Raw genomic sequence first — 14,515 nt, 5'->3', positions numbered from 1 at the left:
CTGAGCTCAGCCGGAGTTCACATCAGCTGCGCGGGGTCGTGACGTACTTGACCTCGAGGAACTCGTCGATGCCGACCTGTCCGCCCTCACGGCCGAGACCGGAGTGCTTGACTCCGCCGAACGGCGCGCCCGGGTTCGACACGAGACCGGTGTTGAGGCCGATCATGCCGCATTCGAGCTGCTCGGAGAGCTTCATGCCGCGAGCGAGGTTCTCGGTGAAGAGGTAGCCGGAGAGACCGAAGTCGGTCTCGTTGGCCATCTCGACGGCCTCTTCATCGGTGTCGAAGGTGAAGATCGCAGCGACGGGCCCGAAGATCTCCTCCTTGCGGATCTCGGAGTCCTCCGAGACGTTCGTCAGCACGGTCGGCTCGTAGAAGTAGCCAGGTCCGTCGACCTTCTTGCCGCCGGTGAGGACCTTCGCGCCCTTCTCGACAGCGTCGTCGACGAGGCTGGCGACCTTGTCGCGAGCCTTCTCCTCGACGAGCGGGCCGATCTTGTTGTTCTCATCCAGGCCGTTGCCGACGGTCATCTTGCCCATCTCATCGGCCATGCGCTGCGCGAACTCATCGGCCAGCGAGGAGTGGACGAAGAAGCGGTTGGCAGCCGTGCAGGCCTCGCCGATGTTGCGCATCTTGGCCAGCAGCGCACCTTCGACGGCCTTGTCGAGGTCAGCGTCCTCGCACACGACGAACGGGGCGTTGCCGCCGAGCTCCATCGAGGACTTCATGACGTTCTGCGCGGCCTGCTCCAGCAGTCCGACACCGACCTCGGTCGAACCGGTGAAGGTGACCTTGCGGGCGATGTTCGACTCCATCCACGGGGTCACAACCCGGCGAGCGGAGTTCGAGGTGACGACATTGAGCACACCGGCGGGCAGGCCGGCGTCATTGAGCACGTCGACGAGCATGAGCGAGGTCAGCGGGGTGAGCTTCGCAGGCTTGAACACCATCGTGCAGCCGGCCGCGATCGCCGGGCCGATCTTGCGGGTGCCCATCGCCAGCGGGAAGTTCCACGGGGTCACGAGCACCGACGGGCCGACCGGCTCACGGGAGACCATAATGCGGTTCTTGCCATCAGTGGACTGCATGAAGTTGCCGGAGACGCGCACGGCCTCCTCGGCGAACCAGCGGAAGAACTCAGCACCGTAGGCGACCTCGCCGCGGGACTCGGCGATGCCCTTGCCCATCTCGGCGGTCATCACCGTGGCGATGTCCTCCTGGCGCTCGATGAGCAGCTCATAGGCCCTGCGCAGGATCTCGCCGCGCTCACGCGGGGGCACGGCAGCCCATTCGGCCTGCTTCTCACCGGCGACGCGGATCGCCTCCTCGGCATCGGCTGCCGAACCGTCGGCGACAGTCGCGATGACCTCACCGGTGGCCGGGTTCTCCACGTCGATGGTCTTGCCGCCTTCGGCCTCGCGCCATTCGCCGTTGATGAAGAGACCGGTGTTGACCTTGTCCAGAATGGGCTGGATGTCCATGTTCGCCTCCTTGAGAAACGAGAGTTCGTCTGAAACTGCGGGGTTCCGCTGCCAGTCTAGACCGCGGCCGCACATTGTGAAGCCGAGCCGAGCGCACATGAGACTCCGCAGTGCTGACCAGCACAGAAGCCGGTCAGCTGGGGCGGGGAATCAGGCGAGGTGGTCCTGCCACTGCGGGTGCTTGCCGACGTAGTGCTCGACGTAGGAGCAGGTCGGGCTGATCCGGAAGCCGGCATCGACGGTGTCGGTCAGCGCATAGTCGACGAGCGCGCCGGCCAGCCCGCGGCCGCCCCATTCAGGGGAGACGACGGTGTGGTCGAAGTCGCGGATGCCACCGGCACCGGCCTCGCCGGACTGGTGGTAGTCGGCGAACCCGATCTGCTCGCCGTCATGGCTGATGGTGTAGCGGCTGGCCTCGGCGTCGTGGGCCAAGGAGAAGGTCTGGGAGTCGACGGTGATGTCCATGTGCGTCCTTTCATCGACCTGCCGGCGGCCGGCTGGGAGTCTCGACCACCTCGGGAACGGCAGCGTCCTCACGACCGACTCTACTCCCGTCATGCGAGCGGCCCGGACGCGCGGCGATCCGCCCGCTAGGCTGGTGGGAAACCGCCGCAGGCCCAACCCGGGAGGACCCATGAAGATCATCGACGGTGACACGATTCTTGCCCACATGGATTACGGAAAGGCGATCGAGGCGCTGCGCAATGCGCTCACCGGTGACTTCGACCCTGCTGATGACTCCGCTCGTGTCTCCGCTGAGCTCAGCCGCGGTGAGTTCCTCTTCATGCCCGCCGAGCTCGGCCGCTACTGCGGGTTCAAGGCCCTGACCGTCACCCCGGACAACCCTGATGACGGGCATCCGCGCATCCAGGGCAGCTACCTGCTGCTCGACTCCTACAACCACACGACGCTGGCCTACCTCGACGGGATCGCGATCACGAACATCCGCACCCCGGCCGTCTCGCTGGCCGGCGTCAAGGACGTCATCGAACGGCGGTTCCCCGACGGGGTGCGCCTGGCCCTCTACGGCGTAGGTCCGCAGGCCCTACCGCACATTGATGCGACTGCGGCGGTGACGAAGATCCACGACGTCAAGGTCGGCGTCAAAAGCCTCGAGCGTGCCGATGAGGTGCTCGCCGGGCTTGAGGACCGCGGGCTGAGCGGCTCGCCGATCCTCTCCGGCAGCGAAGGCGCCGAGCAGGCGCTGCACGACTGCGATCTCATCATCACCGCGACCTCGGCCTCCGAGCCGCTGTTCAATGCCGCGAGCATCCGCAAGGACGCGATCGTCGTGGCGATCGGCTCCCATTCCCCGGACTGCCGTGAGCTGCCGGCTGAGCTGCTCGGCCGCGGCACCGTCATCGTCGAAGCGAAGCACACCGCCGAGGCCGAATGCGGCGACCTCGTGCTGGCGATCGCGGAGAACGAGCTGACGATCGACGACGTCGTGACCTTCCGCGACGTCGTGTGCAAGGGCACCGAGATTCTCGACCCGGACAAGCCGGTGGTGTTCAAGACCTCCGGCATGTCGTGGGAGGATCTGGCGATCGCCTCAGCCGTGTACGAGGCGCTCGAACGGTGACGACACCGGCAGGGGAGGCCTTCGCACCCGCGCAGGTGGGTGAGGCTGACATTCCCGACTGGGTCGCCCTCATCGAATCCGCCTACCGCGGGAACGCCTCGCGGGCGGGCTGGACGACCGAGGCCGATCTGCTCGACGGGCAGCGCCTCGATCCGCAGCTGGCTGCCGAGACGCTGGCCGAACCCCGCACTGTCGTGTTCCTCGTGCGCTCACCTGATGGGACGCCGCTGGCGACCGTGCAGCTCGTTGAGCGGGATGACGCGTGTGCCTACCTCGGCATGTTCGCCGTCGCTCCGGCCGCGCAGGGCACCGGCACCGGTTCGAAGCTCATGGCCTGGGCCGAGGCGTGGGTCAAGGAGAACTGGGATGCCGCCCGGATCCGGATGAGCGTCATCCGACAGCGCACCGAGCTCATCGCCTACTACGAGCGCCGCGGCTACGCCAATACCGGTGAGATTGAGCCGTTTCCCTACGGGGACGAGCGCTTCGGGATCCCCAAACGCGACGATCTGGAGTTCGCGATCCTGGAGAAGCGGCTGCGGTAGGAGCCGCCGAGATGCGTGACCACGGTCTACAAGAGTAGAATCGTTTTATAGGATTACTCTTGTAAGGGGGCAGGTATGGACATCTCTGAGCTGCTCCGTGATCTCGATGTGCGCGTTGATCCTGGAACCTCAGGGACCTGGAGGCTGACGCCTGCCGATGGTCGACCCGTAGAGGTGAACCCGTGGGCTGCCCAGGAGCGAGTGACAGCGCATACGCTTCGGGCCACCGGTTCTGGGCTACGTACTCTCTACGCGGGACGGTCAGCGACTGCAGGCGTAGTCGATCGGGCGCGGCACGGCGAGATCGATCTGCTCACTGAGACTCCTCGACGTTTGATCCTGAACGGGCGTGAGATCTGCCAAACCCGGGCTGGAGCGCGCAGTTATACCAAACGGCCGCGGCGGGGCCCGCTGCCATGGGTGAGGTGGGCGGTGATGCGAAGTCTGCTCGCCACCAGCGAGCCTGTTTCCCAGCGCGAGCTCTCCGACGTGCTCGGAGTGACCCAGCAGGCTGTCTCACTGGCCTTGACACAGATCGATTGTGACCGCGGTGAATCGGGATACTCCGTTCGTGACAGGAGCACACTGCTCGCAAAATGGATGGAAGAGTATCGGGACGACGGCGCCCACGAGTTCGGATGGCGAAGTCCGCAAGCAGTCGCAACCCAGGTTGATGAAGCGTACGGCGAGGCGATCCGGCAGAGTGTCAGACCGCTCATCAGCGGTGAGGTTGCAGCCGAGGCCCGGGCGCCGTACGCGGTTTCGCAGGTTGGCTTGATCTACGTGTCTGCTCCGATAGACCTTTCTGGGCTGCGCTTCGTGCCAGTGCCGTTAGAGGCGGCGACGCTTCGCATACGAATCCCGCGTGACCCGACGGTATGGGCGGTGCGAGCCTTCGATGCGCATGCCGATGGAAAGCTGTCGACCGTTGACTGGCCTCTCATCTATTCCGACCTGCGTGCAGCCGGCAGCTCCCGGGTGACCGCTGCTGCCGAACACCTTGCTCGCATGTGTTTGTCGAAGGAAGTCGGTGTCGATGCCTGAGAATGTGCGGCGCGTTTCTGTGGAGTCTGCCGGGCCAGCGGAAGATCTCGGCTTCCTGGCCCAGAGCGAACTCGACAGTGCAGCTGAGTCAGACATCGACTACCGACTGATCGGCGGCTTCATGGTGCGATTGCTGCTGGCCCACTATCCGGTCACGCATCGCAGCATGCGGGTGACGCGAGACGCCGATGCAACCGTCGGGACAGTAGAAGCCGTCGGTTCTCTCGTCACTCAGCTGCGCCGGCGCGGTTTTGAGAATCTGCGAGCGAATCAGCTTGTCAAGCACACTGGCCGTGGACAGCAGCTGGAGATCAACGTCCTTCTGCCCTCACTCAGCCCGAACCCTGGCCTGAGTACTCGAAACGTGCCAGGAGTCGGACTCGTCGACGCCCTTCCTGAACTGACGTTTGCTCTGAGCGCTCCAGCGATCGACACGGAGGTAGACGTACGGCTCAGCGGAGGTCAGACATTGCTCTATCGGACGAAAATTCCTGATGTCGAAACAGCCGTGATCCTCAAACTGCTGAGCTGGAGCAGCCGCAGAAGCGACGCTGACCTGAGTGATCTGGCCCTACTTCTGGAGATACGCGAAGAGCACCCATCCGTGACATGGTCGCTCGATGACGGCCCGCCGCGCGGATATCGACTCGATGCGGCGCGTGTGAGCGAACGCCTCACGCGCTATTTGCTGCGAACGGCCGACAATTCTGACCTTCCCACTGGCTTCGACCGTTACAGATGTGCGGAGCTGTTAACCGCCTCTATCGCCAGCCCGTAGTCGATGCAGCCTCAGCCCATCGCAACGCGTTCGCGGCGAGTGCTCAGCGGCAGGCTGCGGGCCACAAGCGTGTGGAGGGTGATGCCGGCGATGAGTGCGGCCAGGGCCAGCCACGCGGCAGCCGGCATCGGCTCGCCGAGCACGATCGTGCCCATGAGGGTCGCGACGATGAGCTGGACGAGCATGACGATCGCCGCCACCGGCGCGGCGATGCGCTTGACCCCGGTGAAGAACAGGGGATAGGCGACCGCCGAGGCGAAGATCGCGAGCACGGCCAGGCAGCCGATGACCGCCCACGGCCGGTCCGTGTGGCCGAGGAAGCCGTTGGCGGCAGCAAACGGGGCAAGGGCGGTTGAGGCGATGAGGAACGTCAGCGTCGTCGTGCCGAACACCGAGGTGCCGCCGGTCGACAGGCGCTTCGAGGAGATCGTCATGAGCGCATGCGCACCCGCGGCGGTGACCGCCAGGCACACGCCGATGACCGACACCTCGGCGGCGGTCGCCCCGTTCGTCAGCCCGACGACACAGGCCATGGCGACCAGCGGCGGAATCATCGTGAGCCAGCCGGCGAGGTTGAGGCGGGTGCCCAGCAGCGGCATCGACAGCACTGCCATCGCCACCGGGCTCACAGCCAGGGGCACGATCGTGCCGAGGCCGGCGCCGAGTGAGGCGACCGAGGCGTACATGAGCGACTGGGCGGCGGCGAGTGCCGAGCCGATGATGATGAGGGCGAAGCCGTGCCGGTGCATGATCGTCAGCAGGCTCGGCTCACCGCCGTGGCGCTCAGGTGAGAAGACGCGGCGGGCCTCATAGGCAAGGGCGAGGATGATGCCGGCGGCGAGGAACCGCCAGAACGTCACGGTGGCAGCCGACATCGTCGAGATCGCGAAGATGAAGCCGGCGACACCGGCACCGACTCCCCAGGTGGCAGCACCAGCAGCGACCGAGGCGACACCGGCCCAGTCGGTGCGCTCACCGACCGCCGTGGCAGGTGAGACAGGCAGGCGGGAAGCAGGCGTCAGCGTGTGCTGTGCAGGGGAGTGGACCATGAGGCTCATGGTAGGAGAAATCGCCTGGCACGCGATTGCCACTATTGCCCTTCAGCAGAGAATCTTGGCATGATTCACTCATGGATACCATCGATCGCGCTATCATCGACCACCTGGCTCTGGACGGGCGGCTGAACAACACCGAACTGGCCGACCGCGTCGGTCTCACCCCCTCACCGTGCCTGCGCCGGGTCCGACGGCTCGAAGCCGAGGGCATCATCACCGGCTATCACGCCCGCATCGACCCGGCGGCGATCGAGCGGGCGTGTGAGGTCATCGTCCACGTCGACATGGGCACGAAGACCAAGCAGATCGCCGAGACCTTCGAAGGCGAGCTCATCGACTGCGATGAGGTCATCGAACTGCGCCGCATGTTCGGCAACCCCGACTACCTCGTGCGCATCGCCGTCAAGGACTTGGAGGCCGCCGAACACTTCATCTCCCAGGTGCTCACCGGCATCTCCGGCGTCGAACGGGTCAGTTCCCACATCACCATGAAGGTCCTCAAAGCCCCGCGGTGAGACTGTGCCGAGACCGGATCTGACACGTCCCGACTGGTGGCAGGGCCCTATGCCAAGATGGAGGGCATCGGGCGGATCCGCTCAGCGCTGCGCGAATCCGCTGGAATCTCGGCGGCACCGCCTGCCGTCCAGCATCTGAAAGGTCGTGTGCATGCCGGTCTCACCGCGGGTCCGCAGCCAGCTCACGCTCATGGGGGCCCAGCTCTTCGCCGGCGCCGGCATCGCCTCCGGATACGCCGTCGGCGGGCTGCTGGCCGAGCAGATCACCGGACGCACCGAGATGGCCGGGTTCGCGCAGATGGCCGTCATCCTCGGCGCCGGGCTCATCTCCTACCCGCTGGCCACCCTCGCCGCAGCGCGCGGGCGCCGCTTCGCACTCTCACTGGGCTTCGGCATCGGCGCTGTCGGCACGATCGTCGTGCTCGCCGGCGTCATCATCGCCTGGCTGCCGCTGTTCCTGGCGGGCATGCTCATGTGCGGTTCCGCCACCGCCGCTGGCCTGCAGGCCCGCTACGCCGCCGTCGATCTGGCCGACCCTGCCCGCGCGGCGAGGGCGATGTCGCTGGTCGTGTGGGCTACGACGGTCGGCTCGGTGCTCGGGCCCAACTTCACCGCCCCTGGTGCCCGGCTCGGAGAGCAGGTCGGCCTCAACCCGCTTGCCGGACCGTATGCCATCTCGATGGTCTGCTTCGCCCTGGCCGTCGCGTGCACGGGCCTGCTGCCCGGCCGCGTGGCCAGTCAGCTGCCGACCGCTGCCGGAACGGAACCTGACTCGGCAGCGGAGACCACCGCCTCGGGCCCGGGGACCACCGCCTCGGGCCCGGAGGCCGCCGCACCCGAGGCGAGGGAGACCGCCGATGACCGGCACCCGGCCGACGGGTCGCGGCTGGGTCTCATCGACGCACTGCGGTTCGTCGCCGCCCGGCCGGTCCCGCTGTTCGCCATCATCACGATCGTCGCCGGGCAGATGATGATGACCAACGTCATGGTCATGACACCGCTGCATATGGACCACCACGGCTTCCACCTGGGCGAGGTCGGGCTCGTCATCAGCATCCACATCGCCGGCATGTACGGGCTGTCTCCGCTGTTCGGGTGGATGGCCGACCGGTACGGCCCGTTCACCGTCATCATCGCCGGCATCATCAGCTTCTTCATCACCATCATCCTCGGTGTCCTCGATGCGCTGCGGGATGTCTCCTCGATGCCGCTGCTGACGACCGCGCTGTTCCTGCTCGGGGTGTCGTGGTCGATGACGCTCATCGGCGGTTCGGCGCTGCTGAGCGCCAGTGTGCCGGCGCGGGCGAAGCTGACCCTGCAGGGCGCCTCGGATTCGGCGATGAACCTCGGCGGCGCGCTCATGGCCGCCACTGCCGGCACGGTGCTCGGCCTCGGCGGATTCCTGTGGATCAATCTCTCGGCCTCATTCGTGCTGCTGGCGACTGTGCTCATCGGCCTGCGCGCAGCCCTCTACGCTCGCAGGGCGTCCCGGGCGGTGTGCAGGCCGCGCCAGCCGGCCGGCACCCGCCGCTGAGCCGCAGGCTCGCCAGACGCCAGTGAGACCGCGGACATGCGCCCGGGGTCTCACTGGATGAGCGGCACTGGATGAGCGGTCTCAGGCGGCCAGCCAGATGCCGAGGCCTGCGACACCGGCGACGATGAGCGTCGACAGGGTGGCCAGCAGCACCGGCATGAAGCCGAGCTTGATGAGAGATTTGATGTGCACGCCGGAGCCGAGGGCGAACATCGCCGCGGTCAGCGCGATCGTCTGGCCGATGCCAGCGGCGGTGACGGCCCAGTCGGGCAGCCAGCCGAGCGTGCGGATGATCGCCATGGCGAGGAAGCCGATGATGAACAGCGGCACCAGCGGCGGGCGGGCGGCCTTGACCTCGGAGTCCGGGCCCGGAGTGAGGGCCGAAGCCGAGGAGCGGCGCACCGAGAGCGCAAGGACTGCGACGATCGGGGCGAGCATGAGCACCCGGGCGAGCTTGACGACAACGGCGACCTTGAGCGCCTCGGGCCCGATGATCCCGCCGATCGCCACAACCTGGGCGACCTCATGGGTCGAGGCACCGGCCCACATGCCGGCGGTCTCCTCACCCAGGCCCAGCAGGCCGGCAATGAGCGGGACGGCGGCGATCATGAGGGTGCCGAAGAGCACGACGAGGGCGATCGCGGCAGCGACGTCCTCCTTGCGGGCGCGCACCGTCGACTCGACGCCGGCGATCGCGGCGGCACCGCAGATCGAGAAGCCGCAGCCGATGAGCAGTGACAGATCGCGGCCCATGCCGAGCGCGCGGCCGAGCCCGAACGTGCCGAGCATGCCGATGGCGACAACGGCGATGACGACGAGGATCATCTTCCAGCCCAGCGACACAATGTCACCGAGCACCAGCTGCGCGCCGAGCAGGATGATGCCCAGACGCAGGATCTTCTTCGCGGAGAACTGCATGCCCGCAGCCCACGATCCCGGCAGCTCGCCCATCACGTTGCGCAGCACGATGCCGAGGATGATCGCGATGAGCAGCGCGGAGGCCAGCGGCACGAAGTGCGCGATCCCCATCGCCATCGGCGTGGCCGCGGCGCACACGGCAAGCCCGGGGAGGAACTTCCCGAGGCGGTGGTCGGTGAGCCTGTGGCCCGGCCTGTGCGGGGCGGCCGGGCTGGTCTGGGATTGGCGTGCCGGGGCGGCGGTCGCGCCTGCCCGGGTCGCCGCCGAGTCGTTGTTCTCTGCCATGCCCTCCACTCTGGGGAGGCAGGAGAGCTGGCAGTAGACCCCAGTTCCGTCTCACTCTCATATGAACTTGATATGACCGGGCTTCGGGTGCACACTGAGGGCCATGACCTCGCCGAATGATGTGCGCCCGCCAGCTGGCCGCCTGCCGGACCCGCAGGTGCTGGCCCTGCTCGTCGAGCTCGATCGGCACACCACCTCGATCGGGCAGGCCGCCCGGGCCCTCGACCTCGCCCAGCCCAACGCCTCGCGGATGCTGCGCGCCTTCGAACGCGAATCCGGCATCCCGCTGCTCAACCGCAGCCCGCGCGGCACCAAGCTCACCCCGCAGGGCCAGGCGCTCGCCGCCTGGGCCGCAGAGATCATGACCGGCTACGACCACCTGCTCTCCGGGATGGCCGCGCTGCGCCGCGAAGTCGGCGCGCGCGTGCGGGTGAGTGCATCGATGACGATCGCCGAACATCTGCTGCCGCGCTGGCTCGAGCGCTTCCGCGCCGCCCACCCCAACGCCGATGTCGGCATGAGCATCGGCAATACGGCAGCCGTGTGCGCCACGGTCCGCGAGGGCAGCTGCGACATCGGGCTGATCGAATCGGCTGAGGTGCCCGAGGACCTCACCGCGCGTCTCATCGGCACTGACGCGCTGGTCATCGTCGCAACCCCCGCCATCGCGGCGCAGTGGGCCGGTCCCGAGGTCGTGTCCGCCACCGTACTGGCGGCGCGTCCGCTCGTGGTCCGGGAGGAGGGCTCAGGCACCCGCGGCGTCATCGACGCGGCACTGGCGGCGGCCGGGGGAGTGCAGGTGGCTGCGGCGTTTCCGTCGAATGCCGCCGTCAAGGTCGCGGCACTCGCCGGGCTGGCCCCGGCGGCGATCTCACGGCTGGCCGTCGAGTCGGAGCTTCGCACCGGCAGCCTCGTCGAGATTCCGGTGGCCGACGACGTCAGGCTCGACCGGCAGCTGCACGCGCTGTGGGCGAAGGGTCACAGGCTGCGCGGGGCGGCTGCGGACTTCCTCGCGCTCATCCACGAGGAGTGAGCAACTACCGAATCGATGGGAAGCTCAGGCGTAGGACCGTGTATCGAGACACGCCCGAAAGTCTGATTCCGACAGACGTGTGTTCCACAACCGGACTGCGGAAGAGCGGATTTCGCGGCTCCGATAGTTCTTCGGTTCGTACCAGGAGACCGTCTCAATCTTTGCGCCGCCTACGGAGTGTGCCTCCTCCAGTGCAGGGGCTAGATCGGTGTCCTGCGAGGCCAGGATCACAAGGTCAACACCCTCCATCATTGCCTCGCGGACGAGTGCCAAAGCGCATAGGACATCAATACCCTTCTCCTGCTTGCTCGTTACTATCTGCCGGCCGTTTGAGTCAGATGCAGGGCGTCCGTCTCGGTCACGGAGCACTTGGTACTTCAGCGGACGGTAATTTACTTCGACCAAGGGATCCTTCATCCACTCAGCCTTCTGAGCTTGATTGCGCGCATAATCATCCGGGTCATGTTCGGGGATAGGCAGACCGCGGTAGACAACGACCCTGCTCAAGTCTGCGTGGTATTTCGAATGACGCTGTTTCGAATTGCGGACCTGGATCAGCTTGCGTCCGAATCGACCGGGATCGATCAAGCTCTTGTGTTTCGGCTCACCGGGCGCGAACACACCATGCCCAGTCAGGTGAACGTTCTGATAATCGACCACAACGACGGCTCGCAGAAGTTCCGGCACCATTGCCTCCTCTAAGAAAAAGCCTCGCCAGTCCCGGAGGACGGCGAGGAGCTATAGCAAGATTATGCTTCGGTAGGCTGAGCCAGTCAACCTGACCCCCACAGTTGTGGACAGCGCGTTACCGCGTGCTTGAGGGCAGGTGGTCAGCTCGCCGACGAGCCGACCTTCTCCCGAGAGAATCCGAACCGCGCACCAGGATGGGAAGAACCGCGCTCAGAGCCCTGCGGGACTCCGGCGCAGCGGACATGGTGCGGCTGGCATCTGCAGGCCTCACCCCGGCCGGTGCTCGGTGAAGACCTCCTCGAACACGGCGGTGCCGAACTTCCGGTAGTCGGTGCCGTCGTCGTACCACTCATCGAGGTCTTCAACTCCGCCGCCGTCGGTGAAGCCGAGCTCTTCGATGCGCGTGCCCCATTTCTCACCGGCGGCTGCCATGTCATCGGCGAGGCTGTCGTGCCCGGCCTGCTCACCGGCTTCACGGCTCATCTCCTGCGTCTGGTCCCCGAGTGCCTTCTGCACCTCGGACGGGAACTCGGTGATGGTCCCGCCGGCATCCTTGACCGCCCCGACTGCCACCGCATTGCCGCCTACGGAGACCTGCATCTGCCCGTCGAAGGCGGCGATCATCGCATCGTAGATGACCTGCTGATAGGCAAGCGGCAGCTCACGGTAGGTCTTGCCTGCCATATACGCCCCAGGGGAGCGGGAGAAGCTGTGCTCGGTCGGGTAGGCGATGTGCTTGGCGACGTCGAACATCCCGGATTCGGCGGCCGGGATGAGCTGGCCGAGGTCGCAGTCGATGGTGTTGCGCTGCAGCGCCTCATAGGTCTCCGGGAACGGCAGCGACACCGGAGTCGCACCGAGGTTCTGGATCTGCTCGGACTGGGCCGAGGATCCGATCCGGATCTGCCGGCCGTCGAAGTCCTCAGCAGTCTCCAGCGGGTCGGTGCAGATCGTGTAGTACCCGCCGGAGGCGATGAGCGGGATGAGCGGGCTCAGCCCCTGCTCCTCGAACTCCTCGACCAGCGCATCGGAGCCCCACGCCACCTCGGCACCGGCGGCATTGGCGACGAGCTCACCGGCATACGGCGAGGTCGGCAGCAGCGCAAGCGAGGTGCTCATCGCATCGAAGGCGGGGAACTCGGCCGGGTCGTAGGCCGGCAGCGTGAAGGCCAGGTCGACGCGCCCGTCGGCGAGCGCATCGTGGACTTCGGTGTAGCCGGCGATCGCCTGCCCCCACACGATGTCGACGCTGATCTTGCCGCCGGAGCGCTTCTCGATCTCCTCGGCCAGCACCGTGCCGCCGGGTGCCATGACGGACTTCTCGCTGGCAGCCGTCGGCTGGTAGGTGATCGTCACCGGGTCCAGGTCAGCCAGTGCCGCATCGACGTCGGCCTGTTCGGCACCGTAGTCGAAGCCGCCGCCGGCGCCCGCACTGTTCGTCGACTGGCCGCCGGCCGACCCTGCACATCCGGCCAGCATGACCGCCGCCGAGGCGGCCGCGGTGGCGAGCAGGCGGCGAGTGAGCGCCGGGCGGGGTGATGATCCGGAGGCAGGCAGTCGTGTCATGTCAAACATCTTATGGACAGCGCACGCGCAGCGGTCTATGAGAGTCCTCACATACCGCTGCGCGTGCGTGCCGGTCAGCTGTTCAGCGCCCAGGCACTGAGCCGCCCAGGCGCTGTGCCGCCCAGGCGCTGTGCCGCCCAGGCGACGTGCCGGTCAGCTCGGGCGGTGCTCCATCGCCCTGCCGTTTTCGTAGTTGTGCTTGGCGAACTCGGTGTAGTCGGTGTCCTTGTCGTACCACTCGTCGAAGTCACCGGTCTCACCGTCGTCGACGTAGCCGAGGTCCTCGATCGCGCGCTGCTGGCGCTTAGTCGCCTCGGCGATCGCGTTGACGTTCTCCTGGCTCAGCTTGCCGTCGGTGACGGCCTGCTTGATGAGCTCCTGGGAGTACTCGCCGACGTTGTCCTGCACATCATCGTCGAACGGCTCGACCTCACCACCGGCCGCCTTCGCCTGGCTGATGGCATCGGCGTTGCCGTCGATGACGGCCTTCATGCCGCCGGAGGCGGCCAGGGCATTCGAGTCGAAGATGATCTGCTGGTAGGCCAGCGGAAGCTCCGTGAACGTCTGGCCGGCCAGGTAGGCGCCGGCTGTACGCGAGAAGGAGTGGTCGGTGGTGTAGCCGAGGTTCGGTGCGACATCGAAGATGCCGGACTCGGCTGAGGGCACGAGCTGGCCGAGCGTGCAGTCGACGGTGCCGCGCTGCAGCGCCTCATAGGTCTCCGGGTACGGCAGCGAGACCGGTGAGCCGCCGAGCTTCGTCACCTGCGCAGCCTGGGCCTGCGAGGCGATGCGGATCTGGCGTCCCTTCCAGTCATCGGCAGAAGAGGTCGGCTCTGCGCACACGTTGTAGTACCCGCCCGAGGCGGCGAACGGCGTGAGCGGAACGAGGCCCTTGGACTCGTATTCCTCGATCGCCTCCGGGATCTGCCAGGCGATGTCGCTGCCGACGGCGTTGGTCACGAGCTCGCCGGAGAACGGCGAGGCCGGCTGGTCGGCCATCGCGGTGCCGATCGCATCGATGACCGGGAACTCATCGGGGAAGTAGCCCGGCAGCGTATAGGCCACGTCTACACGGCCGTCGGCCAGGGCGTCATGCACCTCAGCGTAGGAGGCGATCGCCTGACCCCACACGATGTCGACAGTGATCTTGCCGCCGGAGCGCTCCTCGACGAGCTCCTTGAACACGGTGCCTGTCGGGGCCATGACCGACTGCGCGCTGGCCGACGAGGGCTGGTACTTGATGGTGACCGGGTCGAGATCCTTGATGAGCTCATCGACCTCGGACTGGTCGGCGCCGTACGCGAAGCCGTCACCGCCGCCTTCGCCTCCGCCGCCCCCGCCGGCGCTGCCGGCGCAGGCGCTGAGGGCCAGTGTGAGCGCGGCGCCGGCAGCCAGGGCACCAGTGGTCTGCGCCCGCCGCGTCTTCATCAGGTGGGTTGTCACGAGAGTCTCCTTCTCTTGCTGCGCCGGGTCAAGCCCCGGCAGGCTGT

General features: G+C 66.8%; 14 protein-coding genes. 7 read left to right on the top strand and 7 right to left on the bottom strand.

Features of this window, described 5'->3' with window-relative positions:
* Nucleotides 1-22 precede the first annotated feature (22 nt).
* Both HLA91_RS08990 and HLA91_RS08985 read right to left on the bottom strand, forming a co-directional pair.
* Nucleotides 23-1,480, bottom strand: coding sequence for an NAD-dependent succinate-semialdehyde dehydrogenase (locus tag HLA91_RS08990; RefSeq protein WP_170274408.1), 1,458 nt, complete (start codon nucleotides 1,478-1,480; stop codon nucleotides 23-25).
* 150 nt (nucleotides 1,481-1,630) lie between these two features.
* A complete protein-coding gene (locus HLA91_RS08985; RefSeq protein WP_102161910.1) occupies nucleotides 1,631-1,945 on the bottom strand; it encodes a GNAT family N-acetyltransferase in 315 nt (104 codons plus the stop codon).
* Between the two features lie 169 nt (nucleotides 1,946-2,114).
* Between HLA91_RS08985 and HLA91_RS08980 the strand changes: the two genes are divergently transcribed.
* The 4 genes from HLA91_RS08980 to HLA91_RS08965 all read left to right on the top strand — a co-directional run bounded on the left by HLA91_RS08980 (nucleotide 2,115) and on the right by HLA91_RS08965 (nucleotide 5,429).
* Nucleotides 2,115-3,062 carry an ornithine cyclodeaminase family protein gene (locus tag HLA91_RS08980; protein ID WP_170274407.1) on the top strand — a complete coding sequence of 316 codons (948 nt, stop codon included), beginning with the start codon at nucleotides 2,115-2,117 and terminating at the stop codon, nucleotides 3,060-3,062.
* Nucleotides 3,059-3,607, top strand: a complete 549-nt coding sequence (locus HLA91_RS08975) for a GNAT family N-acetyltransferase (protein ID WP_170274406.1) — start codon at nucleotides 3,059-3,061, stop codon at nucleotides 3,605-3,607. The genes HLA91_RS08980 and HLA91_RS08975 overlap by 4 nt, the downstream gene beginning before the upstream one ends.
* Nucleotides 3,608-4,042: 435 nt before the next feature.
* Nucleotides 4,043-4,651 (top strand): type IV toxin-antitoxin system AbiEi family antitoxin, encoded by a 609-nt coding sequence (locus tag HLA91_RS08970; RefSeq protein WP_170274405.1) that lies wholly within the window; start codon nucleotides 4,043-4,045, stop codon nucleotides 4,649-4,651.
* Complete coding sequence (locus tag HLA91_RS08965) at nucleotides 4,644-5,429, top strand: hypothetical protein (RefSeq protein ID WP_170274404.1); 786 nt, start codon at nucleotides 4,644-4,646, stop codon at nucleotides 5,427-5,429. The genes HLA91_RS08970 and HLA91_RS08965 overlap by 8 nt, the downstream gene beginning before the upstream one ends.
* An 11-nt stretch (nucleotides 5,430-5,440) precedes the next feature.
* On the opposite strand, the gene HLA91_RS08960 is transcribed toward HLA91_RS08965, so the two are convergent.
* The gene (locus tag HLA91_RS08960; RefSeq protein WP_170274403.1) at nucleotides 5,441-6,478 is read right to left on the bottom strand and encodes an EamA family transporter; all 1,038 of its coding nucleotides are present in this window, start codon (nucleotides 6,476-6,478) and stop codon (nucleotides 5,441-5,443) included.
* An 80-nt stretch (nucleotides 6,479-6,558) separates the two neighbouring features.
* On the opposite strand from HLA91_RS08960, the gene HLA91_RS08955 reads away from it, so the two are divergent.
* Both HLA91_RS08955 and HLA91_RS08950 read left to right on the top strand, forming a co-directional pair.
* Complete coding sequence (locus HLA91_RS08955; RefSeq protein ID WP_170274402.1) at nucleotides 6,559-6,999, top strand: Lrp/AsnC family transcriptional regulator; 441 nt, start codon at nucleotides 6,559-6,561, stop codon at nucleotides 6,997-6,999.
* A gap of 151 nt (nucleotides 7,000-7,150) precedes the next feature.
* Nucleotides 7,151-8,533 (top strand): MFS transporter, encoded by a 1,383-nt coding sequence (locus HLA91_RS08950; protein WP_170274401.1) that lies wholly within the window; start codon nucleotides 7,151-7,153, stop codon nucleotides 8,531-8,533.
* A gap of 81 nt (nucleotides 8,534-8,614) precedes the next feature.
* On the opposite strand, the gene HLA91_RS08945 is transcribed toward HLA91_RS08950, so the two are convergent.
* The gene (locus HLA91_RS08945) at nucleotides 8,615-9,736 is read right to left on the bottom strand and encodes a YeiH family protein (RefSeq protein ID WP_170274400.1); all 1,122 of its coding nucleotides are present in this window, start codon (nucleotides 9,734-9,736) and stop codon (nucleotides 8,615-8,617) included.
* A gap of 103 nt (nucleotides 9,737-9,839) precedes the next feature.
* Between HLA91_RS08945 and HLA91_RS08940 the strand changes: the two genes are divergently transcribed.
* Nucleotides 9,840-10,769 carry a LysR substrate-binding domain-containing protein gene (locus HLA91_RS08940; protein ID WP_170274399.1) on the top strand — a complete coding sequence of 310 codons (930 nt, stop codon included), beginning with the start codon at nucleotides 9,840-9,842 and terminating at the stop codon, nucleotides 10,767-10,769.
* A gap of 24 nt (nucleotides 10,770-10,793) precedes the next feature.
* Here HLA91_RS08940 and HLA91_RS08935 read toward each other — a convergent pair whose 3' ends face one another.
* The 3 genes from HLA91_RS08935 to dctP all read right to left on the bottom strand — a co-directional run bounded on the left by HLA91_RS08935 (nucleotide 10,794) and on the right by dctP (nucleotide 14,468).
* Complete coding sequence (locus tag HLA91_RS08935) at nucleotides 10,794-11,459, bottom strand: PIN domain-containing protein (RefSeq protein WP_170274398.1); 666 nt, start codon at nucleotides 11,457-11,459, stop codon at nucleotides 10,794-10,796.
* 267 nt (nucleotides 11,460-11,726) lie between these two features.
* Nucleotides 11,727-13,025 carry a TRAP transporter substrate-binding protein gene (locus tag HLA91_RS08930; protein ID WP_170274397.1) on the bottom strand — a complete coding sequence of 433 codons (1,299 nt, stop codon included), beginning with the start codon at nucleotides 13,023-13,025 and terminating at the stop codon, nucleotides 11,727-11,729.
* Between the two features lie 153 nt (nucleotides 13,026-13,178).
* On the bottom strand, nucleotides 13,179-14,468 hold the full coding sequence (gene dctP / locus HLA91_RS08925) for a TRAP transporter substrate-binding protein DctP (protein ID WP_338076760.1): 1,290 nt from the start codon (nucleotides 14,466-14,468) through the stop codon (nucleotides 13,179-13,181).
* Nucleotides 14,469-14,515 lie beyond the last annotated feature (47 nt).

Origin of the sequence: Brevibacterium luteolum (genome assembly GCF_013004595.1) — a bacterium.
Taxonomy (GTDB): Bacteria; Actinomycetota; Actinomycetes; order Actinomycetales; family Brevibacteriaceae; genus Brevibacterium; species Brevibacterium luteolum.
This window is presented reverse-complemented; position numbering and strand designations above follow the sequence as displayed.